This window comes from Mesorhizobium sp. M7A.F.Ca.US.005.03.2.1 (assembly GCF_003997795.1).
Lineage (GTDB): Bacteria > Pseudomonadota > Alphaproteobacteria > Rhizobiales > Rhizobiaceae > Mesorhizobium > Mesorhizobium ciceri.
The window spans coordinates 1-24,087 of record NZ_RZRP01000014.1; the positions used below are offsets into that span (position 1 = coordinate 1).

The following is a 24,087-nucleotide window of genomic DNA, read 5'->3' on the forward strand; positions in this document are numbered from 1 at the left end:
ACGCAGCGGTGTGAGACGGGCATTCTTGTGGATGTTCATTCGGACCCTCCGATGGATGCTGAAGCGTGGTAACTCCAGTCTCCTCGGTCCGGTCCGAATGGACAACCTCTCGAAAGCTCACACCTAGTGCCGGCAGTGGCACCGCTGTTGTCCGTCGACAGGTCCCGCGCTTGCTCGGTGCGACCAACAACCTTAAGCGCTAGGGCGTAACCTGACCCTGCAAGATCTCCTCACCGACTATAAGGTGCGCCTCACGATCTGAGACGATGGGACAGGATGGCTAAGGAGGTGCGCCGTCTTGCATGCCCCGCCAGCGAGGCGAACCCTCTCGGCTACGCGCGCCACCAGCGACGCTCCATATCGTCAGGCCTGCGTCTCATGCTCAGATGAGCCGGTATTTGGCTCTCTCATCAGCAAACCGAGAGAGCCCATGCCAAGACGGAAGCAAGCAAGACGAACGAGCGTCAGAGATATCCTGCGCCTGACCCATAAACAGGGCAGTCCGGTGGGCCAAGGTGGCAGAGCAACTGAGGTTCGGCAAGACTTCGGCTTCCACCTATCTGCGGGCGCTGGAGACGGGCTGTCGTGCAGGCCCTGCATGCGGCTTTGAGGACGATGCGATGTTGAAACACCGTCTGTTGCGCCGAATCGGCCGTCGGCCAAACGTTGGGTCGTCATCAGGTTCTCGACAGCTTCCCGGTGTCAAATCCAAACCGTGGTCGGCGATCCCCACCAGGGTGGGAAGGCAGCGCTGATATAGCCGAACGTCGATCAAGTCACGATCAACGATTGCCTCATGTCACATGCCCTGCGGGACTGAAAAACGGAGAAGAACATGTGCGATGCAAAACTGAAGACCGTGCTTTCGCTTTTTTCGCCGGTGGCCAGCAAATTAGATGCTCTCTCGTCCAACGGACCAGCGACGGATGCAAACTGCGTTAAGCTAAATACGAACGAGAACCCGTTTCCGTTGCCGAAGAGCGTAATGCAAAGTGCAATTGCTGCGATCGAACACCAGTATCTTTATCCGGAAGACGACAATCTCAGCTTAAGGGCAGCTGCCTCCGATGCTTACGGATTTTCCAAAGATCAGGTGATTGCCGGCAACGGTTCGTCGGAGCTGCTCGGACTCATCTACAGAGCTTTCCTCGCCCCAGGAGATAGAGTGGCAATGCTGTCGCCCGGATTTTCGTTCAACCGTAAACTTGCCATGTTGCAGGGTGCCGAGTTTCTCGAAATCGCATCGAGCGAAGCTCATCCCCTGCCGATAGAAAAACTGCTGTCCGGCCCCGCAAAAGACGCGAAGTTCATTCTGTTGGCTAATCCGAACAATCCGACCGGAACATTCGTGCCGGTGGCCGAAATCGAACGCCTTGTGGAGCAAGCAGATCGCTTGGTCGTCTTGGATGAGGCCTACGTTGACTTCGCACCCGACAATGCCCTGCGCCTCGTCAATAGACATCCGAATCTTTTGATCTTGAGGACTTTTTCAAAGAGCTATGCTGCCGCTGGCGTGCGAGTCGGCTTCGGTTTCGGTCACCCAGAAATCATTGGCAGGCTGCGCAACATCCAGAATGTCTTCAACATGAACGTGATCGGGCAGGCGGTCGGGAAAAGCATTCTTGCGCATCGCCACGCCTACGAAGAGAACCACAGGCACATCAAGCATGAACGACAGCGAGTGACCCTGGCGCTGTTGCAACTTGGCTTTTCCGTAACACCCTCCCACGCAAACTTTTTGCTGGCCCGTGTGCCGGCGGGACAGGAGGGCTCATGCTGGCAAGCCGCGTTGAAAGAGCAGGCGATCCTCATCGCCAGCTTTCCTGACGTAGATTTGAAGAACTGTATTCGCGTCAGCATTGGCACCACAGAGCAGATGGACAAATTCCTTGCTGCCGCCGAACGCGTCTGTATGAACTTTAAGAAGGATCGCGGTGCTCACAAGCATGAAGTCGATTCACATTAAGCATCAAGTAATGATATGTCGTGAGCTATGATGATTAGCGAATAAATATAGGTAATTTGGAGAACAATTAATTGAAGAAAATTTCCGCTTCGGGCCTGACCTTCGGCATCTTCGATCATCTGGACGAAAACGGCGATGACATCGCACAACAATATGCAGATCGGCTGAGCCTAGCAGAAGCGTGCGATGGCTATGGCTTTTATGCGTATCATCTCGCCGAGCACCACTGTACGCCGCATGGCAGAGGTCCATCACCGAATTTGTTCTTAGCGAGCGTCGCCCAGCGAACCCGCAGTCTTCGTGTTGGTCCCATGGTAATGCTACTTGCGCTCTATCATCCGCTGCGTGCCTTCGAGGAGATCTGCATGCTTGATCAGTTGAGCGGCGGCAGGCTTGAACTCGGCATAGGGCGCGGCTCTGCTCCCACTGAATTGGGATACTTCGGGGTTGCTGTAGAAGCAGCACCAGAACAGTATGCGGAGGCCAGTGAGATTCTCATCAATGCGATGAAAGGCGGGACGCTTTCTTATCAGGGCCGCCACTTTGAGTTGAAAGATGTTCCGCTGACGTTGAGACCTCACCAATATCCCCGTCCGCCGACATGGATCGCCACCAATCGACCCGAGCCGGCTAGCTGGGCCGCTGCGAATGGGGCAAACATCGCCTGCGTCGGACCTTCCACTTCTGTTCGCAGCGTTACCGACGCGTTCCGCGCCGCCCGAATTCACGATGCTGACATTGGCCAGCAAGCGCCATTTCTTGGATTGCTCCGAATGGTGGTGATAGGGCGTTCTGAAACAGATGCGTATTTGCTCGCAGCACCTGCCTATGAACGATGGCTCAATAGCTTCAAATTTCTATACGAACTAAATGCCATTTCCACTCCACCAAACTTGCCTTTGAACTTCGATGCAGCAATTGAAAGTGAATTGTGCGTCGTGGGAACGGCAGATTCTGTCCGAAAAGCTCTCCTTGATCAGCTGGAAGAGGCAGGTGCTAATTATCTTCTGTGTCAACTGGCATTTGGGGATTTGCCGCTGGATGCCTCACTATACACCGCATCGGCCATTGGATCCGAAATCATGGCTCGAGTTGCCGCATCGTGAATCCGTCGTGTGATTGGAGGAGCAGCGGCAGCGCTGCTCCTCATTGCGAAACGGTTGTGGGGGCCGGACTCCTGTGTCAGGTGTAAACCATTGGAGCACGTCCTATCTGATCCAGGTCATATCCTGCGGCTTTGAAGTAGTTGGCACATTCGGCTGGGGTGAAGAGGTCGACGACCGCGCCGAGGCGTCCTGACCTTGCCCCTCTGATCTAATCCGGTTTGAAGTTCGTTCTGGCCCATCCAGAGGACCAGGACATGAAACGCAGCCGCTTCTCTGAAGAGCAGATCATCGGAATTTTGAAGAAACACGAGGCCGGGGTATCGGTTGGCGATCTGTGCCGCAAGCACGGGGTCAGCGACGCCTCGATCTACAATTGGAAGGCCCGCTTCGGCGGGATGGATGTCACCGAGGCTCGGCGACCTGAAGGCGCTGGAGGACGAGAACACGCGCCTGAAGCGGCTTTTGGCCGACGCCATGCTCGACAATGCCGCGTTGAAGGACCTTGTGGGAAAGAAATGGTGACGCCCGCCGCCAAGCGGAAAGCTGTCGCTCGCCTGAAGGAAGGCTTCGGGATGAGCGAACGGCGGGCGTGTAAAGCCATCGGCTGTTGCCGCATGACGGTTCGCTACCAGACCAGCAGGCCGGACGACCGCGAGGTTCGCGAGCGGATGAAGGCCGATCGCGCAGGAGCGTCGCCGGTTCGGCTACCGGCGTCTTCTCGTGATGCTGAGGCGGGAGGGCCTGGTCGTGAACCACAAGAAGCTGTTCCGGCTCTATCGGGAGGAGAAGCTCGCCGTCGCCGCCGTGGCGGCCGCAAGCGGGCGATCGGGACCAGGGCGCCGATGCTGGTGCCGCTGAGGCCCGACGAGCGCTGGTCGCTCGACTTCGTATCGGACCAGCTCACCGACGGGCGCCGCTTCCGCATCCTGGCCGTCGTCGACGACTGCACGAGAGAGTGCCTCGCACTCATCGTTGATACGTCTCTCTCGGGCATGCGGGTTGCCCGCGAATTGGACGGCTCATCACCGAGCGGGGCCGGCCCAGGATGATCGTCAGCGACAATGGCAGCGAGTTCACCTCGAACGCCATCCTCTCCTGGGCGGATCAGAACCGCGTCGAATGGCATTACATTGCGCCCGGCAAGCCGATGCAGAATGGCTTCATCGAGAGCTTCAACGGCCGACTGCGCGATGAACTGCTCAACGAGACGCTGTTCACCTCGCTGGCTCAGGCGCGCGTAGCCATCGCCCTGTGGCACGCCGACTACAACACCGCGCGGCCGCACTCCCCCCTGGCAGACCCCGGCCAAGTTCGCCAGCACCTTCAATCCGCGACGGTCGCTCGCGCTGCGCTATGCCAAAGGCTCCGCGCCAGCGCCCGTCGCTTCACCCGCCCAGCAGGGCACAACCCACGCCGGAAACGAACTCAAAACTGCTGGGGCAACGTCAGTCCCATAGAGCCTTGATGGTTATCTCGGCCTTTGCTCGCAGCAGCGCCTTAGGTTGGGCGAAGGCGTTCTCAATCGGATTGAAGTCGGGACTGTAGGGCGGCAGTTAGAGCAGGCTCGCCTGCGGCCTCAATCGCGCCGCGCAGGGTTCTCCAGGCGGATGTCGCCAATGTCAAATTTGCTGGCATCCATGTCGCCCTCGCCAACCGCACAAGCGAAGGCCAGAAAGCCAACATGTGTTCTGCGGCTTAATTAAGAGTCAGCCGATGTCGGCCGAACATCACCTTGTCTCGAAGTCGACGATCGGACAGCAGGTTGCGAAAGTTGGCGCGATGCGAAACAAACTGCTGAAGCGCTCAACTTTTATTGATCACGCGTGTTGGACGCGACGCACTCCCGTTCCAATCGGGCTGAGCGCAAATTCTCCCGGTTCACAAAACTGAGTCGCTGGAGTAGTGGGGGCGCAGAGAAATCTCCGGTCGCAGCCTTACCCGGTCAAAACAAGGATACCAATGATGAAGACTCTCGCCGTCTGCTCTGGCGGATTGGACTCCGTTTCCCTTGCTCACATGGTGGCAGCGGAGCACGAACTCACCGGCCTTCTATCTTTCGACTATGGCCAACGGCACAGGAAGGAATTGGGCTTCGCCGCTCTTTGCGCGCAGCGACTGAAGGTCCCGCACCAGATCATCGACATCGGCGAAATTGGCCGTGGCCTTTCCGGCTCAGCGCTGACTAGCAGTATCGACGTGCCGGACGGCCACTACGCCGAAGACACGATGAAGATTACGGTGGTGCCGAACCGCAATGCCATCATGTTGGCAATCGCCTTCGGTCTCGCCGCCGCCCACAGCGCCGAAGCGGTGGCGGCGGCCGTGCATGGTGGGGACCATTTCATCTATCCCGATTGCCGTCCGGCCTTCATTGAAGCTTTCCAGACAATGCAAGACCGCGCGCTCGACGGCTATGCGCAGATACGCCTCTATGCACCGTATGTGAATCTCGGAAAAGCTGACATTGTTGCGGATGGCGCAAGATACGGCACCCCGTTTGCTGAGACCTGGTCCTGTTACAAGGGCGGCGTGCGTCACTGCGGACGATGCGGGACCTGCGTCGAGCGGCGCGAAGCGTTCCATCTCGCCGGGCACGCTGATCCCACCGACTACGAGGACGCCGATTTCTGGCTTGAGGCGCTGCGCAGGAGGCGCGCGTAATGTTCCACATCAGCAAGGAATTCCACTTCTCGGCCTCGCATCAGCTCACCTCCTTGCCTCCCAACCATCAATGCGCGCGCCTGCACGGGCATAACTATGTCGTCGTAGTGGAGCTGTCGGCCAAGGAACTGGACGCCCACGGCTTCGTGCGCGACTATCACGATCTGGCGCCGCTCAAACGCTACATTGACGAGAGCTTCGACCATCGGCACCTCAACGACGTGCTGGGACATGAGAAGGTCACGGCGGAATGCCTGGCCAGACATTTCTATGAATGGTGCAAGGCACGTCTGCCGCAGACCGCGGCCGTGCGCGTTAGCGAAACACCGAAAACTTGGGCGGAATACCGTCCGTGACCGACATGCATCCCGCAATCCGTGTGAGCGAGATATTCGGGCCGACTATCCAGGGCGAGGGCGTGCTCATCGGCTTGCCGACGGTGTTCATCAGAACCGGCGGATGTGATTATCGCTGTTCATGGTGCGACAGCCTTCACGCGGTGGACAATCAGTATCGCCATGAATGGCTACCGATGCCGATCGATGCCGTGTGGCAAACCGTCCATGCGCTTTCCGGCGGCAGGCCGGTTATGGTCTCCTTGTCAGGCGGCAACCCGGCCATTCAGCCGTTCGGTCCCCTCATAGAACGAGGCCATCGCGAGGGCTATCGTTTTGCACTGGAAACGCAGGGTTCCGTGGTGAGGGAGTGGTTTGCGGATCTTGACGTGCTGACCCTTAGCCCAAAGCCGCCGTCCAGCGAGATGACGACCCGTTGGGCTGCGTTTGATGCATGCCTCGAAGCGGCGCAAGAGAAGCCGCAAATCGTGCTCAAGCTCGTCGTTTTCGACGAGAGTGACTATGCCTACGCCAAAGAAGTCGCGGCGAGATATCCGCACCTTCCGATCTATCTGCAACCCGGCAATCACACGCCGCCGCTCCCTGGCAGTGAAGACGCCTCTGTCGACTTGGACGGAATAATGATGCGAATGGAATGGCTTGTCGAAAGGGTGACTAGCGACAGGTGGTTCGAAGCCCGCGTGTTGCCGCAGCTGCACGTTCTGCTTTGGGGTAACAAGAGGGCGGTCTAGTCTGTGGCTTGCGTCGCACCGGAAGGCCGGGCTCCAACGGCTTGGCAGGCTCTCTTCGCGTGCCGAGTACAGCCGAGCTTTGTTCGCGTCAGCGGTCTCGCGATTGTGCGGCTGGAAACCGCCCGGACACCCCGCTGCCGGCGTGTGTCACCTTGACTCCGATGAGCTGTCGTCACGCAAAGTTGAAATCCGCAAGAACTGGCCTTCTCGCCCCACCTGCTCCGTCGCAAGCACGTCATCCCCTCATCCTTGTCCAGCTCTTATCGATGTATCTCATTGTCCGGCCTGACGCACGACTGTCAGCATGGGAATGCATCCATTGCGCAAATGCCTTCCATAAAGAAGATCGATTTCCTCATTGGCCCAACGTGAAATATAGCAACGTTTTCGTGGCGTGGGTCGGCTGCGTCGGGAGTAGCGATGAAAACGTATTGGGGTCGCCTGCGTCTCCTTGGGCAGCGAGTGTAAAGTATAGCGATGCGGCCTCCGGCGCGAACGGCAGCCGCGCAGTGATCACCTTCGCCTGTGCCTTTGCGGCGGGGGTCAAGCGCTGGTCTGCTAAAATTTTTTATCGTTTAGCTGGTTGAAACTGCCCCCGTTGCGGGCTGCAGAAGCCGGCCAGCCGAGAAACGGCAGCCGCACTTATGAAAGCACGCCAAGGCGTGCGGGCATCTATCAGTTGCAAAGGACAATACTGGCCGCGCCGATTGGCCATCACGCGTCCATTAGGGCAGCCACCAACATCAGTTCGCAAGAGGAGCAAAAGTAATATGTATCGTCGTCACCTGATCAAAGGGTTGGTTGCGCTCGGCGCATGCCGGATTTGCGTTCAAGCCGCCCAAGCGACCAGTGCCCATTGGGGGTACACCGGTCCGGTCGGACCGGAGCACTGGGCTGATCTGGATAAGGAAAATTTCGTATGCTCTGCCGGCACGCAGCAATCGCCGATCAATATCAACAGCGCGGTCAAGGCGGATATCCCGCATATCGCCATCGGCTGGCACAAGGGCGGCGGCAATATGGTGAACAACGGCCACACCATTCAAATCAATATGCCACAAGGCAGCACGCTGACCCGCGGCGATCGTGTCTACGAACTGGTACAGTTCCATTTCCATGCGCCAAGCGAACATCACGTGGCGGGCAAGAGCTTCCCGATGGAGGTGCATTTCGTTCACAAGGACACGCAAAGTGGTACTCTGGGCGTGCTGGGCGTCTTTTTAACGCCCGGCGCGACAAATGCCAGCTTTGCTGCCCTTGCTGCGGCCTTTCCCGAACTGCCGAATGGGGAGGTGACGATCGACGAGGTGAATCCCAACTGGCTTCTGCCAGCCTCGCTTGGCTATTGGACTTATGAGGGCTCACTGACGACGCCGCCGTGCACCGAAAACGTCGAGTGGATGGTGGCGATGGAACCGGTTGACGTTGATCCGGCAGACATCCAGCGATTTGCCTCACTCTACCCGTCGAACGCGCGCCCTATTCATTCACCCAATCGACGCTTCATCCTGCGCCAGAGTTGAGCGCCGCCCCAGCGGTTCCGCACGGTCCAACATTCTTGGCACAAGTTGGCGCGAAGCCTCCTCTTCCGGTCTGGCGGTCTGACGGCGCTCCCCAAGCTGGCTAGTCTAAATGATAGGGATTCGGTGCCGACACCACTCGTCCCAAATACGTCGCGGCGAGGTTTGTCTGCAACCCGGCAATCACACGCCGCCCCGCCGTGGTAATGAAGACGTCTCTGTCGAGTCCGACGGAATATGATGCGCATGGAACCGCTGGTAGAAAAGGTGACCAGCGACAGGTGGTTCGAAGCCCGCGTCTTGCCGCAGCTGCACGTTCTACTCTGGGGTAACAAGAGGGTAGTGTATACCTTCTCCTAGCTTCGCCGCCAACTACTCGGTTTTCCGAATTGCTCTCTATATTCTTGAAGACGATGCGTTCGTTAAAGACATGTGCTGCGCACCTGGTGTAAAAGCTGCTCTCATCATGCAGAGGTCAAGCCAGTCGGGCTCATCCGAGGCTATGGCCGTGAGCACTGTTCAGTTCGGCAGAGAGGGCGCTTTTGTACACACTTTGCGATCGTGGCGGCCCCGTGGGCAGATCTGCAAGCTGCCGCGACACTAACCTCTCGAAGCCCGCCCGCCCGCCTTTCGTGCAGCTTCCTCTGAACAAAACCACCGCTCGCCCTTCAATAGGTTGATGCGTGTCTCCCAGTAAGATTCCTGTCCAAGAACGTGATAATCTTCTTGCCAGTGTTGTAGCTGATGTTGCCCTTGATGCCGCAGCCTACCGCGGCGGGACCAAACTCAATGGCAAGCAGGCCGGCTAGGATCGTGCAGCCAGTCGCGAGCCTCGCCCACAACGGGGTCTCACGCGCATGAGGGCGCCGACCATGGGTTCGGCGGTTCATACGCGTATAACACGTATCTTTCTGAAAAAATCAATGCTCTCGGCTAAGCTACTGAATTATTTGGCTTCCATATAGCGCGTCGGCGGAACCAACTTGTAGACGGGCTATGAAAGGTTAAGCGCGGATGTCTATCGGCCGCCGGCGTTCCCGCTCTGTAAGCCTGCCTGAACTACCCGCGCCGCGGTCAAGCCCCAGGCTCCTGCTCATCCAGCGACCGCCCGATCAATGGCAGGCTGGAAAGACAAGAGCCGATGTCTTCCGATGGTCTCGCCATCAGCTTTGGGCTAACTTCCCCATTCTCCCGCTTCGAGCTCGACACACGGCGGTTTGGATGGCGCACGACAATCTGTGTCGGCTTTGTCGTGTCCGTGACAGACGCCTGAAAGGCCCGTTCGCGCGTTTTGCCGCCGTCTAAGCGGCTGGAATTTAATGACAAAGTTTCTTCTGGGATCGGCCGATCACGCTGGTACGCTTTTTGCGATGCTTGGTGTGAGGCGGCACGAGCTGCCTATCGGCACTTGTGTCGCGGGCAGTCGCGATAATTAGAACGAAGGAAGGAAAGCTATTATGTCAGGTCTGCGTCAGATCGCCTTTTACGGAAAAGGCGGCATCGGCAAGTCCACCACGTCCCAAAATACGCTCGCTGCCCTTGTCGACCTCGGGCAGAGAATCCTCATCGTAGGATGCGACCCCAAAGCCGATTCCACACGCTTGATCCTGAATTCGAAAGCTCAGGATACCGTCCTGGATCTCGCCGCACAGGAAGGCTCGGTGGAAGACCTCGAACTCCAGGACGTGCTCAAGGTGGGCTACAGAGGCATCAAGTGCGTGGAGTCCGGCGGCCCCGAGCCGGGTGTCGGTTGCGCCGGCCGCGGCGTCATCACCTCGATCAATTTCCTCGAGGAGAATGGCGCTTATGACGATGTCGATTATGTCTCCTATGACGTCCTCGGCGACGTGGTATGCGGCGGCTTCGCCATGCCGATCCGCGAAGGCAAGGCCCAGGAGATCTATATCGTCATGTCCGGCGAGATGATGGCGCTCTATGCCGCCAACAACATCGCCAAGGGCATCCTCAAATATGCCCATTCGGGCGGTGTGCGGCTGGGCGGGCTGATCTGCAATGAACGTCAAACCGACCGCGAACTCGATCTGGCCGAAGCACTGGCTGGCCGATTGAATTCCAAGCTCATCCACTTCGTGCCCCGCGACAACATCGTCCAACATGCCGAACTCAGGAAGATGTCGGTGATCCAGTACGCGCCGGACTCAAAGCAGGCAGGGGAATACCGCGCTCTGGCCGAGAAGATCCACGCCAATTCGGGCCAGGGTACGATCCCGACGCCGATCACCATGGAGGAGCTGGAGGAGATGCTGCTCGACTTCGGCATCATGAAGACCGACGAGCAGATGCTTGCCGAGCTTCACTCCAAGGAAGCGGCGAAGGCGGCGGCCCAGTAGTGACATTAGCGCTGCCATGAATCGGCGCGCCTTGCAGAGAACGGCGCCTATTCTTTGAGGCGTCACCCAACCTTGAAAGGGGGACTCATGAGCCGGGAATACGAGAATGACGGTGCTCTTCATGCGAAGCTTATCGAAGAGGTGCTGTCGCATTATCCCGACAAGGCGGCGAAGCGCCGCAAGAAGCACCTCAACGTCGCAAAGAGCGGCAACGAGGCTGGCGGGGAAAGCGAGGTCCTTTCCGAATGCGACGTCAAATCGAACATCAAGTCCATTCCCGGGGTGATGACGATTCGCGGCTGTGCATATGCTGGTTCGAAAGGCGTGGTGTGGGGGCCAGTCAAGGATATGGTCCATATCTCGCACGGCCCGGTCGGCTGCGGCCAATATTCTTGGTCGCAGCGCCGCAACTACTACGTCGGTACAACGGGCGTCGACACGTTCGGGACAATGCAGTTCACCTCCGATTTCCAGGAGAAGGACATCGTCTTCGGCGGCGACAAGAAGCTGGAACAGATCATTGACGAGATTGAAGTCTTGTTTCCGCTCAACAACGGCATCACCGTGCAGTCCGAATGCCCTATCGGCCTGATTGGCGATGACACCGAGGCCGTTTCTCGCAAAAAGACCAAGGAGTATGACAAGACGATCGTGCCGGTACGCTGCGAGGGCTTCCGCGGCGTCTCGCAGTCGCTTGGCCACCACATCGCCAATGATGCAATCCGGGATTGGGTCTTCGACAAAAAGGATGTCAAGTTCGAGGCCGGCCCCTACGACGTCAACGTCATCGGCGACTACAATATCGGCGGCGATGCCTGGGCCTCGCGCATACTGCTTGAGGAGATAGGGCTGCGCGTGGTTGGCAACTGGTCGGGTGACGCCACACTCGCAGAGATCGAGCGCGCCCCGAAGGCTAAGCTCAATCTTATCCACTGCTACCGGTCGATGAATTACATCTGTCGGCATATGGAGGAAAAGTATGGCGTCGCCTGGATGGAGTACAATTTCTTCGGTCCCTCCCAGATCGAAGCCTCTCTGCGCAACATAGCCAAGCATTTTGGGCCGGAAATCGAGGAGAAGACCGAAAAGGTCATTGCCAAGTACAGGCCGCTTGTTGATGCGGTCATCGCCAAGTACCTGTCGCGCCTGGAAGGAAATACCGTGATGCTCTATGTCGGCGGCCTGCGCCCCCGCCACGTCGTCACGGCCTACGAGGACCTCGGCATGGTCATCGTGGGCACCGGCTATGAATTCGCCCACAGCGACGACTATCAGCGCACCGGCCACTACGTGAAGAACGGCACGCTGATCTACGATGACGTGACCGGCTATGAGTTGGAGAAATTCATCGAAGGGATTCGCCCAAATCTGGTCGGCTCGGGAATCAAAGAAAAATACCCGGTGCAGAAGATGGGCATACCGTTCCGCCAGATGCATTCCTGGGATTATTCAGGCCCGTATCACGGCTACGACGGCTTTGCCATTTTCGCACGTGATGTGGATCTCGCCATTAACAACCCGGTCTGGGACCTATTCCACGCGCCTTGGAAAAGAAGCCGGGGCGATGAGCGGGCGATGGCTGCCGAATAAACATTTGCTTCAGCCCCAGTCTCCCACTGAGACGGTGAACTCCCGCGGCCTCTGATCCGCCGGAGCCTGGAACGTCTTGACGTCCTGAGCTGCCGTCCCGCGCAGCCAGATGCAAAAGAGGTAATCATCATGCCGCAGTCGGCTGAAAAAATTCTCGATCACGCTCCCCTGTTCCGCGAGCCGGAATACAGAAAGATGCTCGCTGAGAAGAAGCTAAACTTCGAATGTCCGCACCCCGATGAAATCGTTTCCGATCAGCGCGATTTCACCCAGACGTGGGAATACCGCGAAAAGAACCTCGCCCGCAAAGCGCTTGTCGTGAACCCGGCCAAGGCCTGCCAGCCGCTGGGTGCGGTATTCGCTGCCGCCGGCTTCGAGCGAACCATGTCCTTCGTCCACGGCAGCCAAGGTTGCGTCGCCTATTACCGCTCGCACCTGTCGCGCCATTTCAAGGAGCCTGCCGCGGCGGTCTCCTCCTCAATGACCGAGGATGCGGCGGTGTTTGGCGGCCTGAAGAACATGGTCGACGGGCTCGCCAACACCTACCAGCTCTACGACCCCAAGATGATTGCCGTGTCGACGACCTGTATGGCAGAGGTCATTGGCGACGACCTGCACAGCTTCATCCAGAACGCCAAGGACGAAGATTCAGTCCCGCGCGACTTCGACGTGCCCTTTGCCCACACCCCGGCCTTCGTTGGCAGTCATGTCGACGGCTATGACAACATGGTCAAAGGCATTTTGGAGCACTTCTGGAAAGGTCAGGAGCGTACGCAAATCGAAGGAACCATCAACATCATTCCGGGCTTCGACGGCTTCTGCGTCGGCAACAACCGGGAGCTCAAGCGCCTGCTCGATGTAATGGGCGTGTCCTATACATTGATCCAGGATGCCTCTGACCAGTTCGATACGCCTTCGGACGGTGAATACCGCATGTATGACGGGGGCACGAAGATCAACGAGGTGAAGAAGGCCCTCAACGCCGAGGCAACGCTTTCGCTGCAGCATCACAACACCCGAAAGACACTGGGCTATTGCGAGGAGGTCGGGCAGGCGACGGCCTCGTTCCACTATCCGCTCGGCGTTCAGGCGACGGACGAATTCCTGATGGAGGTCGCGGCGATTTCCGGCAAGGAGATTCCCGAGGCAATTCGCCTCGAGCGCGGCCGACTGGTAGACGCCATGGCGGACAGCCAATCCTGGCTGCATGGTAAGAAATACGCCATCTACGGTGATCCCGACTTCGTTCACGCAATGGCCCGCTTTGTCATGGAGACCGGCGGCGAGCCAACCCATTGCCTCGCCACCAATGGCACCTCGGCATGGGAAGCCGATTTGAAGAAGCTGCTAGCATCCTCGCCTTTCGGCAAGGCTGCCCAGGTTTGGGCGGGCAAGGACCTGTGGGCGCTGCGCTCGCTGCTCTTTACCGAGCCGGTGGACCTTTTGATCGGCAATTCCTACGGCAAGTACCTGGAGCGCGACACCGGAACGCCGCTGATCCGGCTGATGTTTCCGATCTTCGATCGGCACCATCATCACCGCTTTGCGCTCTTTGGCTACCAGGGCGCGTTGCGCGTGCTGACGACGATCCTCGACAAGATCTTCGACAAACTCGATCGCGAGACGAGCGAGACGGGTGTGACGGATTATTCCTATGACCTCACGCGCTAAGAGCCGTGGCCGGCTTTTCGCCGAGGCCATTCCTTGCCCAATGGACTGGGGAGGCTGAGCGATGTCCTCCCTCAGCGCCAAAATCAAGGACGCCTTCGATGAGCCCGCCTGCGATAAGAACCGTGGCAAAGATGCCAAGGCGCGCAAGGAGGGCTGCTCGAAGTCGCTGACACCAGGGGCGGCAGCCGGCGGCTGCGCCTTTGACGGAGCCAAGATCGTCCTGCAGCCGATCACCGACGTTGCGCATCTGGTCCATGCGCCGCTCGCCTGCGAGGGCAATTCTTGGGACAACCGTGGTGCGGTTTCGTCAGGGCCGACCTTGTGGCGGACAAGCTTCACGACCGACCTCACCGAACTCGACCTGGTGATGGGGCAGGGCGAGCGGAAACTCTTCAAGGCGATCCGCGAGATCAAGCACACATACGCGCCGCCGGCGATCTTCGTCTACTCAACTTGCGTAACGGCGCTGATCGGTGACGACATCGAGGCCGTGTGCAAACGCGCCACGGAAAAGTTCGGTTTGGCCGTGGTGCCGATCAATGCGCCTGGCCTGGCAGGCTCCAAGAACCTCGGCAACAAGCTCGCCGCCGAGGCGTTGCTCGATCATGTCATCGGCACGGTCGAACCCGACGACCCCGGGCCCTACGACATCAACATCCTTGGCGAATTCAACCTCTCGGGCGAATTCTGGCTTGTAAAGCCGCTCCTCGATCGGCTCGGCATCCGGGTGCGCGCCTGCATTCCCGGCGATGCGCGTTACCGCGACATTGCTTCCGCGCACCGCGCCCGGGCGGCAATGATCGTGTGCTCGACCGCGCTGATCAGTCTTGCCCGCAAGATGGAGGAGCGCTGGGACATCCCGTTCTTCGAGGGCTCCTTCTATGGCATCTCCGACACATCGCAAGCTCTTCGCAACCTTGTCAGGCTGCTGGTGAGGAAGGGCGCCGATCCGGAGATCCTCGAGCGCACGGAGACGCTGATCGCGCAGCAGGAGGCGATCGCGTGGAAGAAACTCGAATCCTACCGGCAAAGGCTCCAAGGCAAGCGCGTGCTGCTCAACACAGGCGGTGTGAAGTCCTGGTCGGTTGTCCGTGCGCTGATGGAGATCGGAATCGAGATCGTCGGCACCTCGGTCAAGAAATCTACGGTGCAGGACAAGGAGCGCATCAAACAAGTTCTCAAGCACGACAAGCATATGTTCGAATACATGGCTGCGCGCGAGCTGTACGCCATGCTCTCTGAACACAGGGCCGATATCATGCTGTCGGGCGGTCGCACGCAATTCATTGCGCTCAAGGCCAAGACGCCCTGGCTCGATATCAACCAGGAGCGCCAGCACCCTTATGCCGGCTATGCCGGCATGGTGGAACTCGTACGCCAGATCGACCTCGCCATTCACAATCCGGTCTGGTCTCAGGTGCGCCAGCCGGCCCCGTGGGATTGCCAGCCTGATCTAAAAGACGAACTGCCATGCACGAAGAAGGAGTCCGGGCACCTGTTCGATGAATTCGCCGGCGCGACGGCACACGAGTTCAGCGAGTGTTGAGGCGACCGATGGCCCGCATCCTTCCCCAGACCAAATCCGCGGCGGTGAACCCGCTGAAGTCGTCGCAGCCGCTGGGTGCCGCCTTTGCCTTTCTTGGGGTCGACGGCGCGATGCCGCTGTTCCACGGCAGCCAGGGATGCACAAGCTTCGCGCTCGTGCTCTTCGTACGGCACTTCAAAGAAACGATTCCATTGCAGACAACAGCGATGGATGAGGTGGCGACCATCCTCGGCGCTGCCGACCATCTTGAAGAAGCCATCCTCAACCTCAAGAACCGCACGAAGCCAAAGCTGATCGGGGTGTGCACGACCGCGCTGGTGGAGACGCGTGGCGAAGATTGCGCGAGTGATATTGCGAACATCAAGCTGAAGCACACGCAAGAGCTTGCGGGTACGGAGGTCGTGCTGGCCAACACGCCGGATTTTGACGGCGCGATCGAAGAGGGCTGGGCCAAGGCAGTCACCGCAATGATCAAAGGGATTACAGGCTCGGGCGAACGTGCGCGGCAGCCGAAGAAGATCGCGATCCTGCCCGGATGCAACCTCACTGTCGCCGACATCGAGCATATGCGTGACATGGTTGAAAGCTTTGGGCTCAAGCCGGTTATTCTGCCCGACATTTCAGGCTCGCTCGACGGTACGGTTCCTGACCGCTGGGTAGCGACCACATACGGCGGCACCAGCGTCGAAGACATTCGCGAGTTGGGCACGGCCATGCAATGCATCGCCATCGGTGAGCACATGCGCCGCCCGGCGAAAGCGCTGCACGGGTTGACCGGCGTGCCTTACGTGTTGTTCCAGTCACTGACTGGGCTGCAGGACACGGACCGCTTCGTGTCGCTGCTGTCTGCGATTTCGGGCGCGGCGGTACCGGCCCGCGTGCGCCGGCGCCGGGCGCAATTGCAGGACGCGATGCTCGACGGACATTTCCATTTCGGCGGCAAGAAAATTGCCATCGCTGCCGAACCAGACCAGCTGTTCCAACTTGCGACCTTCTTTGCTGGCCTCGGCTCCGAGATAGCCGCGGCCGTCACAACGACCGACAGGTCTAAAATTCTCGAGAAAGTCCCGGCGGTTTCGGTTCAGATCGGCGATCTCGGCGATCTGGAAAGTCTTGCCGTCGGTGCTGACCTGCTTGTCACGCATTCGCACGGGCGCCAAGCATCGGAGCGGCTCCGAATTCCGCTCATGCGCATCGGGTTCCCGGTCTTCGATCGACTAGGCAGCCAGCACAAGCTCGCAATTCTCTATCAGGGCACCCGCGACATGATCTTCGAGGTCGCCAGCATCTTCCAGGCCAACCAACACGCGCCCACTCCTGAGGCGCTTGATCCACTCCGTAATCGAGAAATATCACGATGAACGCTGTTCGCCGCCTCTCGCTGGTCAGTAGTGAGGTTTTCGCCCCGATGCCTGAACGACGTAAGGGCGCATTGCGCGTTGCGATCGCCACTCAGGACATGCAGGACCTCAACGCCCATTTCGGGTCGGCCAGGCGCTTTGCTGTCTACGACGTGACGCGCGAGGAATGGAATCTCGTAGAAGCCGTGGCCTTCGATGACGTGTCCGATGAAAGCGGGGAGCATCGGGCCGAGCGCGATGATCGCATCACGCCAAAGGTGGATGCGCTCAAGGGCTGTCAGATCCTGTTTTGTCTGGCAATTGGCGGCCCTTCGGCAGCCAAGCTTGTCGCGGCAAAAATCCACCCGATCAAAGTGGCGGAGCCCCAATCGATCCCACAGGTGCTCTTGCGCACGCAGATGATGCTCAGGACGTGTCCTCCGCCTTGGCTGCGCAAGGTGCTGGCGCGAGCGGGCATTGCCGAAAAGAAACCGTCCTTCGAGGACGAGGACTGAAAAGAGGAGGACGCCAATGCCTGACCCCGCAATCCCCCCAGCTGTCGCCGAAGACGAGGCGGCTCTTTGCACCCCGTTCGTCAAATGCCTCGTGCGGCTGATCCGTTCTCAGGATTCCTATGGCTCGTGGGAACGCAAAGCGGACGCTGAGCTGCTGGGCGACTTCATCATTACCAAGGAACAGCGCCGAGGGATCCCAATCATCGGAGATCCCGATCCCGACGTGCTGTGGAGGCTCGACAAGTACTACGCCGCCATCGGGCTTGCGATCGAGGAGCGCTGCGGCCTTATGGCATCGCCGATGATCCAGGTGAGCCATGAGGGTTTTGGTCGGGTGCTTTTCACGACCGGACGGCTGGTCGTTTTGTCCAAAACGCTGCGCGATGTCCACCGGTTTGGCTTCGAGACGCTCCTGAAGCTCGCCACGGCCGGTACGAAGCTGGTCGACGATGCGATTTCAGTCATCGAAACCTTTCCCCACGTGGCGCTGGCATGATGGGCGCGATTTTCGAGAAAGGCCATCATGACGGACCCGAGAAACTATGTTGGCCAGTCCCCTCGATCCAGGGACTCGAGGCCGACCAGGTTGTTGGGGTATCGCCGATGAAGAAGCCGCTGGTCCTGATCTGCTCGCAAGATGCCGAGTTCTATCTGCTCTACAGCCACATACTGGAGGTTGACGGTTTCAGCAGTGAGACGGCAGACGGCGCGAAGGCTGCGCTGGCCTTGGCCGAACAACGGGAGCTTCAGGCCGTAGTGCTGGATTGCGACCCAGCCAGCATAAACGGGTCCGCAATTTGCGCCCACCTCAAGCGGGAACCGCGCACCACCGACCTGCCTATCATCGCCCTGATCGCGCCTGGCGCCGAGCACCAGCACCTCGATCTCTTGAAGGCAGGCGTTGAGAGCTTTGTGCGGCCGGTGGCTCCGGCCAAGCTGCTCGACTGCCTGCGGGCGAGGCTCGGGCTGACCAAGCGTGGTCCGAACGGGGTTGAAAACGACAGTTGGATTTGTTGTGGAGGCCTGGAGATGAAGCTCGATGCCCATCGGGTTCGCGGTAATGGCCACGACATCCATCTCGGACGGATCGATTTCAACGTGCTGCGGCTTATGATTGAGGCCCCCGGCAAGGTCTTCAGCCGGGACGAGCTTATCGGGGCGGCCTGGCTGCCCAACATTCATGTCGGTGCACGCACCGTCGATGTCCATATCAGCCGAATCAGGAGGGCGCTGAAAACGGCCTTGCCCGGCAGCGTCATTCGCACCGTCAGGTCGGCCGGCTACTCGCTCGAGAAGCCGGACGACTGAAATCGGTGATCGAACGTGGTGCCGCTCTCTCTTCCTCCTGAGAGCGGTGTTGCCGCTTTGAGGCGCTCCTAACGAAGACCAGGAGAAGCAGGCAAATGGAATTTAAAAGCATATTCAGTGTGACGGGTGCTGATCATTCTGATGAGGACCTCACAACAGCTGCCGGACTGTGTGCCGAGGTCGGCGCGCACCTATCGGTACTCATTATACCGCCTCCATTGCTCTTGATGTCGTCTCCGCCCCCCGAATGGAATACAGGACGTGCACAGGCAATTGCAGTACCGAACTATCGATTTCAGCAAATCGAGAAATTTTCACAGGACGTGACCAGAATGGAAAGACGGTCCGCGGATATCCTCAAAAGGCTGAAAGCTATGTCGCTTTCCTGTGACGTTGACACCGACTATTGCGATCCGGCTAGCCTCGGTGAAGTGGCACGACAGCGGGCGCTCTGCGCTGACCTGACGATCGTTGGAGGAGACCTCCTCAACGATGAGACTCTCGGACCTCCTGTTGTCAACGGCTGCTTGTTCGATAGCGGAAAGCCGGTGCTCATCGTGCCGAAGGGCGTTAAGGCGACGCTGTCGCCTCGACGCGTGCTGGTCGGCTGGGATTCGCGTGTAGAGGCCTCGCGTGCGGTTCGGGAAGCTCTTAGTATCCTATCCGCTGCCAAGGAAGTCTGTGTCGCTATGGTCGATCCAAAGGCGCAAAACAACGGGAAAGGCGCGCAGTCTGGAGCTGACATCGCTGCCTATCTTACTCGGCACGGTGCTCGGGTCTCCGTTGACCTGCTTAAGAGCGCCGGCAAATCGGCGGGCACAGTGCTGACCCAGCACGCGAACGACATCTGTGCTGACATGATGGTTATGGGTGCTTATGGCAGCCGTGGGCTGCGTGAGCGGATTTTCGGCGGTCCGCCGAGCTGGAGCTTTGGGAAGACCACATTGCCGCTGTTTTTGGCTCGCTGATCAGCTCCGTAGGAACACCGATCAGGTCGTAGGACCGCCAACCAGTCCGAAGTCGTCGTCGGTTACCGGTCGGATTGCGGAGACATGGCTGGATCCGCGAACATCTTGCGACGCTTGTCAGAGCCAAACCGGACGCCTCGACTGCTTCACGACGCTCTCGTGAACCAACTCGTGCGAGATCGTCCGCAACGGGCAGTAAAGACGAACGGCTGCAGCAGACCGCAGCCAAGCCACAGGGCGGGTGTACCAGGAGACCCCGCCTCGTGCGCGAACCCTGTTGGAAGGCCCCTTATCAGTACCCGGACGCGCGTCAAATCGGCGGCTGTCCCTGTCAGCCTGCGGTGTGCAAGGGCCGCTGCCGCGGAGCTTCCCCTGCCCGATCGTCGGGCGTGCGACAATGTCGGATTCCAGACGAGCTGGAACTGCGCGAACTCGTTGGTTTGACAGGTCTTTATCCGGCACGCCGCATGCATGGGAGTCTCCGAAAGCATTAAGAGCCGTTATCCATGGTTACGCCCCTCGAAAGAAAGAGCCGCTTCCGTCGTGGCAGGGAAACAGCCACTCCTGGGGTGGAGGCCGGCGCTAGAAGCCGCCGTAAGATCCGGAAGAGCCGCGCGACAGCATCACACACTTTCCTTCTGCTCTTGGGTTCGGATCACGCCGCGCCGCTGTCGATGCCGCCGACATTGAGCCCAAGACCTGGAAGGCGGCACACGCTTTTGCTGTCCTCTCAGTCGGGACCGCGGCTCAAGCATGCCTGTGAGGTTCGCATTGCTCAATGCCCGGCAATCGACGTCAACATGCCGCTGAGTTGGAAAACACTCCTAGAGGAGTAAGGATAAGTGGACCTCTTTTGTATTGGTGTGGGTGCTGGACCATCTAATTTGAGCCTTGCGTGTCAGATACAGGAAGAGATTGCGCAAGGGGCACTGTTCCTGGACCGGGAGGTCGATTTCCGAGGACATCCAGGCAGCGCTTTCGATTGCGCGGAGCTCCAGGTCGGCCACTTCCAGGATCTGGTTACTCTGGTCAATCCGCGATCAGCCTACACATTCGTAAACTACCTCCACGAGAACGGGCGTCTTTACAATTTCCTCAATGCGCAATTTCACGGGGTGCTTAGAGCCGAGTTCGCCCAATATCTCAACTGGGCGTTCCAGAAGAATCCGCTTGTCCGTGGCGGCGAGGCCGTTCGCGAAATCCGCTTTGACGGCGAGTTTCGCGTGCGGACGGACAACGCGGTCCTTGATGCAAGAAACCTCGTCATCGACATAGGCAAGCAGGCGCAAATTCCGCCTCAGTTTCATGGCTGGACTGGACCCAACCTGTTCCACTCATCTGAGTTGGCCCACATCAATCCTGAGGTGCAAAAAAAGCATGTCTGCGTTGTTGGCGGCGGACAGTCGGGAGCCGAGCTGCTACTGCACCTTGTCGGCCGGCCGAAAGAACGGCGGCCCGCGGCGATCACATGGGTCTTGACGCGCGAGATGCCTTTCGACGACCACGCGTTCACAAACGGGCTGTTCACGCCATGCTTCTCGGATCGTTTTGCTGCGATGAGCGAGGTGCATCGACAGCTGTTCCTGCGGCGTTTCGCGCTTGCCTCCGAGGGCATTTCAGAAAGCAAGTTGCGCGCGGTCTATCAGGCGCTCTACCACCACGCCTTTCTCGAGCCACACCAATGCGAGATCACATTGCGGCCAAGTTGCAACGTGTCGCGCTGCATCAATGCCGGAGCAGGGCACAGGCTCACGCTGCAACGCGGCTTGGACAACATCGGAGAAGTAACCGCCGATATCGTCATCCTGGCCACCGGGTACGAGAAACCGCTGCCGGGTTTCCTAGAACCGATCGCAGATCGCCTCGAACAGATCGGCAATGAGCTCGCCATCGGCGAGGATTTTTCGGTGTACTGGGACGGACCGCGAGACCGACGCCTTTTCGTTCAGAACGCCTGCCTTGGACAGCGCGGGCTGGCTGATCCGAACTTTGGGCTGCTGGCCTGGCGAGCGCGCCGCATCCTTGACAGCCTTCTGCGGCGCGCGCCATGCGCCAATCCCGAGCATCTAGGGTTCATCAACCGTCCCTTGACGGAGTGCTGGCCCGACCTCGGAGTCGAACAAATGGGCAGCGGGATATGATTCGTCGATATTGATGATCGGCGGTGGCATTCAGGAAAGATTTCCGCCTCTGGCGGCAAAAGCGGGACGAGCAATATTCCTACGGCGTCAGATCGCTCTGCTCGCGCTTGAGCAAGGTAGCGTCGCGCGACTCCTGCTTGGCGTGAAACAGCAAAGGGCATTCAATCACGATGCAGCTTTACGTGCTGTCGGGCTCAACGCCACGTGGATCGAGCCCAACGCCGCCGTTGGCAACCGCGACGCGAATTATGACGCCGGGCCACATGCGGCGGTGGCTGCAAGGGTACCGAGCCTCTCCCGCACTTTCGACCCCATCGCCGAAGTGCGACTACTCCAGGACGCCGAAGCCGGTCTTATCGCCAGCGGGCCAGCCAAACTCTCACCTTCCTAAACGGCAGCCGCTAAGGTGAGCCGTCGAAAGCCGACATTCAGGTTAACGTCAGCTGGCCGTGTTAGGGCTCGCTTATTCAAGGCGGTACCGGCGCTTGCCGAAGCTAAGAAGGGTTGGCATGCCCTTTGCCGTGCTTGATGTGCGGCAACACGGTGAGAGCTCCGCTGAAGCAAGCGAGAGGGAGCAATGCCCTCGAGACCGTGTCCGATTTTGACTGGAAAATATTCCGCGACAAAAGAGACGAAAGGTGTGGAATGACTTTGGACACCAAGATGGAACTGCGTATGGGGTCCCCGGCTCCTGCGCTGAAAGTGGAGAACTGGCTGCGTGGCGAGCCCCTCACGAGCCTTCGGCCCGGCAAGGTCTACCTCGTTGAATTTTGGGCGACTTGGTGCCGACCATGTGTCCACGCCATGCCCCATTTGATCGAACTGCAGGAGAAATATGAAGGCAGCGGATTTGAGGCGGTCGGAGTTGCCGCCTGCGAACAGGGTCCTACCGCAGACGAGGCGCGGACCAACGTGGATGCCTGGCTGACCGAGGAGTTCCCGAATCTGAATTATCGTATCGGGTTCGATTACATTGGCGAAATGAACAAGCTCTGGATGGATCCCAGCTCTTCGATTGGGATTCCCACCTCGTTCGTGGTCGACCGCGACGGCCACATCGCTTTTATCGGCCACCCGGCGGAACTCGATGACGTTTTGCCGAAAGTCCTTAACGGCAGCTGGCGCAGCAGCTATGAAGCGAAAGCCGCCGATGCAAAGCGCATCGCGCATAACCAACTTGCAGCGCGCGAAATGTCGCTTACCGGGCCGATATACGCCAAACTTGAGCCGGCGATGCAGGCCGAGGATTGGACGGCGGCGCTCTTGGCCATCGAAGAAGGCCTCGCCTTGATGCCAGACTCTTGTGAGTTCCGGCAGATTCATGCGGATCTTCTGCTTCACAAGCTGCGCGACATCAAGACCGGCATGCCGGTCATGCGAGAATTGGTCGAGGACGCGATCGACAAAACGTCCGACGCGGTGTCGTGGATGGCCTTGGCCCTCAACCAACTCTTCGATCCCACGATGGACAATTCCCATCTTCCGCGCGCGGAGCGCTTTGCGATGGGCAACGAGCTCTCGGAACAGATACTGGCACTCAATCCCCCGAACGGCGATGGCCCGTTTAAATACCTCCGGTACCTCCCGGTAGCTCAGTATTATTACGAGAGCGGCAACAAAGATCGCGCAATCGAGTTGATCGAGGTGGCACTGAAATCGGTGGACCGGCTGGGGCCAATTCCGGACCACACCAAACAGTACTATCTTACCCCATTGCTCGAAGCACTGGCCAACTACACGGGTGAGCCTGCCTGTCACGCGGATCTTTGTGTGGCTCCGCAAAAGAAGGCACCCGAAACTCAAAACGAAGTCACTTCCTGAGCAAGAATCGCGAAGGGACTGACAATTGGAATTGAACACTGGCCAATCCGCCCATCGAAGCTCTCTTCGCAGCAAGTATGTCGATGCAGCAGGGCGGCGGCTTGCGGAAGGTTGGATTTCAATTGCGTTGACCACCGGTCGGATCGCGGCGCAGACGATGTGCGCCGCGAATTCGCGCCGCAGGTCTCGCACTCGTGGACATGTCGAGGTCGGCCACGGGGCACTCTTGGGGTTGGCCCGCCCAAGCCATTCGTCGGCCACGCAAGCGGACCCGGAGTGGGCATCGCAGGAAAAGGAAATCGTACCTCGAAGACGAAGACTGAAATGACGAACAACGAAATTCCTCCGGTTGGCCCTGCTGTCAACAATGACGACGAGGCCCTTGCTTCCCCGTTCGTCAAATGCCTCCTGCGGCTCATTCGTACTCAGGATTCCTTCGGCTTATGGGAAGGCCATTCGGATGCCGAGCTGCTGGCCGAGTTCATCATCACCAAGC

General features: G+C 58.9%; 18 protein-coding genes and 3 pseudogenes. 20 read left to right on the forward strand and 1 reads right to left on the reverse strand.

What is annotated here, in order from left to right; translation table 11 throughout:
- Window positions 1-835 precede the first annotated feature (835 nt).
- The 3 genes and pseudogenes from hisC to EN991_RS01620 all read left to right on the forward strand — a co-directional run bounded on the left by hisC (window position 836) and on the right by EN991_RS01620 (window position 4,529).
- Complete coding sequence (gene hisC / locus EN991_RS01610; protein ID WP_063169376.1) at window positions 836-1,966, forward strand: histidinol-phosphate transaminase; 1,131 nt, start codon at window positions 836-838, stop codon at window positions 1,964-1,966.
- Window positions 1,967-2,037: 71 nt separating this feature from the next.
- Entirely contained in the window at window positions 2,038-3,072 is a 1,035-nt protein-coding gene (locus EN991_RS01615; protein WP_063169375.1) for an LLM class flavin-dependent oxidoreductase, read from the forward strand.
- A 254-nt stretch (window positions 3,073-3,326) separates the two neighbouring features.
- Window positions 3,327-4,529: pseudogene (locus EN991_RS01620) on the forward strand (IS3 family transposase).
- Here EN991_RS01620 and EN991_RS01625 read toward each other — a convergent pair.
- Window positions 4,524-4,665, reverse strand: a pseudogene (locus tag EN991_RS01625) (transposase); the annotation flags it as partial. The pseudogenes EN991_RS01620 and EN991_RS01625 sit on opposite strands and share 6 nt — an antisense overlap.
- A 369-nt stretch (window positions 4,666-5,034) precedes the next feature.
- Here EN991_RS01625 and queC point away from each other — a divergent pair.
- The 17 genes and pseudogenes from queC to EN991_RS01715 all read left to right on the forward strand — a co-directional run bounded on the left by queC (window position 5,035) and on the right by EN991_RS01715 (window position 23,591).
- Complete coding sequence (queC, locus tag EN991_RS01630) at window positions 5,035-5,733, forward strand: 7-cyano-7-deazaguanine synthase QueC (protein WP_063170389.1); 699 nt, start codon at window positions 5,035-5,037, stop codon at window positions 5,731-5,733.
- Window positions 5,733-6,089 carry a 6-carboxytetrahydropterin synthase QueD gene (gene queD / locus EN991_RS01635; protein WP_063169374.1) on the forward strand — a complete coding sequence of 119 codons (357 nt, stop codon included), beginning with the start codon at window positions 5,733-5,735 and terminating at the stop codon, window positions 6,087-6,089. Before queC ends, queD begins: the two co-directional genes overlap by 1 nt.
- Before the next feature lie 5 nt (window positions 6,090-6,094).
- A complete protein-coding gene (queE, locus tag EN991_RS01640) occupies window positions 6,095-6,820 on the forward strand; it encodes a 7-carboxy-7-deazaguanine synthase QueE (protein ID WP_164548811.1) in 726 nt (241 codons plus the stop codon).
- Window positions 6,821-7,590: 770 nt separating this feature from the next.
- A complete protein-coding gene (locus EN991_RS01645; protein ID WP_063169372.1) occupies window positions 7,591-8,343 on the forward strand; it encodes a carbonic anhydrase in 753 nt (250 codons plus the stop codon).
- A 160-nt stretch (window positions 8,344-8,503) separates the two neighbouring features.
- Window positions 8,504-8,700: pseudogene (locus EN991_RS40635) on the forward strand (7-carboxy-7-deazaguanine synthase QueE); the annotation flags it as partial.
- Between the two features lie 1,097 nt (window positions 8,701-9,797).
- Entirely contained in the window at window positions 9,798-10,691 is an 894-nt protein-coding gene (nifH, locus tag EN991_RS01660) for a nitrogenase iron protein (protein WP_024505261.1), read from the forward strand.
- An 87-nt stretch (window positions 10,692-10,778) separates the two neighbouring features.
- Entirely contained in the window at window positions 10,779-12,281 is a 1,503-nt protein-coding gene (gene nifD, locus EN991_RS01665; RefSeq protein WP_024505262.1) for a nitrogenase molybdenum-iron protein alpha chain, read from the forward strand.
- A gap of 129 nt (window positions 12,282-12,410) precedes the next feature.
- The gene (gene nifK, locus EN991_RS01670) at window positions 12,411-13,952 is read left to right on the forward strand and encodes a nitrogenase molybdenum-iron protein subunit beta (RefSeq protein WP_024505263.1); all 1,542 of its coding nucleotides are present in this window, start codon (window positions 12,411-12,413) and stop codon (window positions 13,950-13,952) included.
- A 61-nt stretch (window positions 13,953-14,013) separates the two neighbouring features.
- The gene (gene nifE / locus EN991_RS01675; RefSeq protein WP_024505264.1) at window positions 14,014-15,498 is read left to right on the forward strand and encodes a nitrogenase iron-molybdenum cofactor biosynthesis protein NifE; all 1,485 of its coding nucleotides are present in this window, start codon (window positions 14,014-14,016) and stop codon (window positions 15,496-15,498) included.
- A gap of 8 nt (window positions 15,499-15,506) precedes the next feature.
- Window positions 15,507-16,859, forward strand: coding sequence for a nitrogenase iron-molybdenum cofactor biosynthesis protein NifN (gene nifN / locus EN991_RS01680; RefSeq protein ID WP_024505265.1), 1,353 nt, complete (start codon window positions 15,507-15,509; stop codon window positions 16,857-16,859).
- A complete protein-coding gene (nifX, locus tag EN991_RS01685; protein ID WP_063169371.1) occupies window positions 16,856-17,353 on the forward strand; it encodes a nitrogen fixation protein NifX in 498 nt (165 codons plus the stop codon). Before nifN ends, nifX begins: the two co-directional genes overlap by 4 nt.
- 16 nt (window positions 17,354-17,369) lie before the next feature.
- Window positions 17,370-17,849: a NifX-associated nitrogen fixation protein gene (locus EN991_RS01690; RefSeq protein ID WP_024505267.1), complete on the forward strand. Its 480-nt coding sequence runs from the start codon at window positions 17,370-17,372 to the stop codon at window positions 17,847-17,849.
- A gap of 107 nt (window positions 17,850-17,956) precedes the next feature.
- Window positions 17,957-18,661, forward strand: a complete 705-nt coding sequence (locus tag EN991_RS01695; RefSeq protein WP_224571202.1) for a response regulator transcription factor — start codon at window positions 17,957-17,959, stop codon at window positions 18,659-18,661.
- A 95-nt stretch (window positions 18,662-18,756) separates the two neighbouring features.
- A complete protein-coding gene (locus EN991_RS01700; RefSeq protein WP_063169369.1) occupies window positions 18,757-19,629 on the forward strand; it encodes a universal stress protein in 873 nt (290 codons plus the stop codon).
- Window positions 19,630-20,471: 842 nt separating this feature from the next.
- Window positions 20,472-21,770, forward strand: a complete 1,299-nt coding sequence (locus EN991_RS01705) for a SidA/IucD/PvdA family monooxygenase (protein WP_063169368.1) — start codon at window positions 20,472-20,474, stop codon at window positions 21,768-21,770.
- 13 nt (window positions 21,771-21,783) lie between these two features.
- Window positions 21,784-22,161 carry a hypothetical protein gene (locus tag EN991_RS01710; RefSeq protein WP_024505270.1) on the forward strand — a complete coding sequence of 126 codons (378 nt, stop codon included), beginning with the start codon at window positions 21,784-21,786 and terminating at the stop codon, window positions 22,159-22,161.
- A 272-nt stretch (window positions 22,162-22,433) separates the two neighbouring features.
- A complete protein-coding gene (locus tag EN991_RS01715) occupies window positions 22,434-23,591 on the forward strand; it encodes a TlpA disulfide reductase family protein (protein WP_127368038.1) in 1,158 nt (385 codons plus the stop codon).
- Window positions 23,592-24,087: the final 496 nt, after the last annotated feature.

Coding starts and splice junctions, on each gene's coding strand:
- EN991_RS01700 (WP_063169369.1), top strand. CDS start 18,757: ATGGAATTTAAAAGCATATTCAGTGTGACGGGTGCTGATCATTCTGAT.
- queC (WP_063170389.1), top strand. CDS start 5,035: ATGAAGACTCTCGCCGTCTGCTCTGGCGGATTGGACTCCGTTTCCCTT.
- nifH (WP_024505261.1), top strand. CDS start 9,798: ATGTCAGGTCTGCGTCAGATCGCCTTTTACGGAAAAGGCGGCATCGGC.
- nifD (WP_024505262.1), top strand. CDS start 10,779: ATGAGCCGGGAATACGAGAATGACGGTGCTCTTCATGCGAAGCTTATC.
- queD (WP_063169374.1), top strand. CDS start 5,733: ATGTTCCACATCAGCAAGGAATTCCACTTCTCGGCCTCGCATCAGCTC.
- EN991_RS01695 (WP_224571202.1), top strand. CDS start 17,957: ATGAAGAAGCCGCTGGTCCTGATCTGCTCGCAAGATGCCGAGTTCTAT.
- EN991_RS01710 (WP_024505270.1), top strand. CDS start 21,784: ATGATCGGCGGTGGCATTCAGGAAAGATTTCCGCCTCTGGCGGCAAAA.
- nifN (WP_024505265.1), top strand. CDS start 15,507: ATGGCCCGCATCCTTCCCCAGACCAAATCCGCGGCGGTGAACCCGCTG.
- nifK (WP_024505263.1), top strand. CDS start 12,411: ATGCCGCAGTCGGCTGAAAAAATTCTCGATCACGCTCCCCTGTTCCGC.
- nifX (WP_063169371.1), top strand. CDS start 16,856: ATGAACGCTGTTCGCCGCCTCTCGCTGGTCAGTAGTGAGGTTTTCGCC.
- EN991_RS01690 (WP_024505267.1), top strand. CDS start 17,370: ATGCCTGACCCCGCAATCCCCCCAGCTGTCGCCGAAGACGAGGCGGCT.
- hisC (WP_063169376.1), top strand. CDS start 836: ATGTGCGATGCAAAACTGAAGACCGTGCTTTCGCTTTTTTCGCCGGTG.
- nifE (WP_024505264.1), top strand. CDS start 14,014: ATGTCCTCCCTCAGCGCCAAAATCAAGGACGCCTTCGATGAGCCCGCC.
- queE (WP_164548811.1), top strand. CDS start 6,095: ATGCATCCCGCAATCCGTGTGAGCGAGATATTCGGGCCGACTATCCAG.
- EN991_RS01715 (WP_127368038.1), top strand. CDS start 22,434: ATGGAACTGCGTATGGGGTCCCCGGCTCCTGCGCTGAAAGTGGAGAAC.
- EN991_RS01645 (WP_063169372.1), top strand. CDS start 7,591: ATGTATCGTCGTCACCTGATCAAAGGGTTGGTTGCGCTCGGCGCATGC.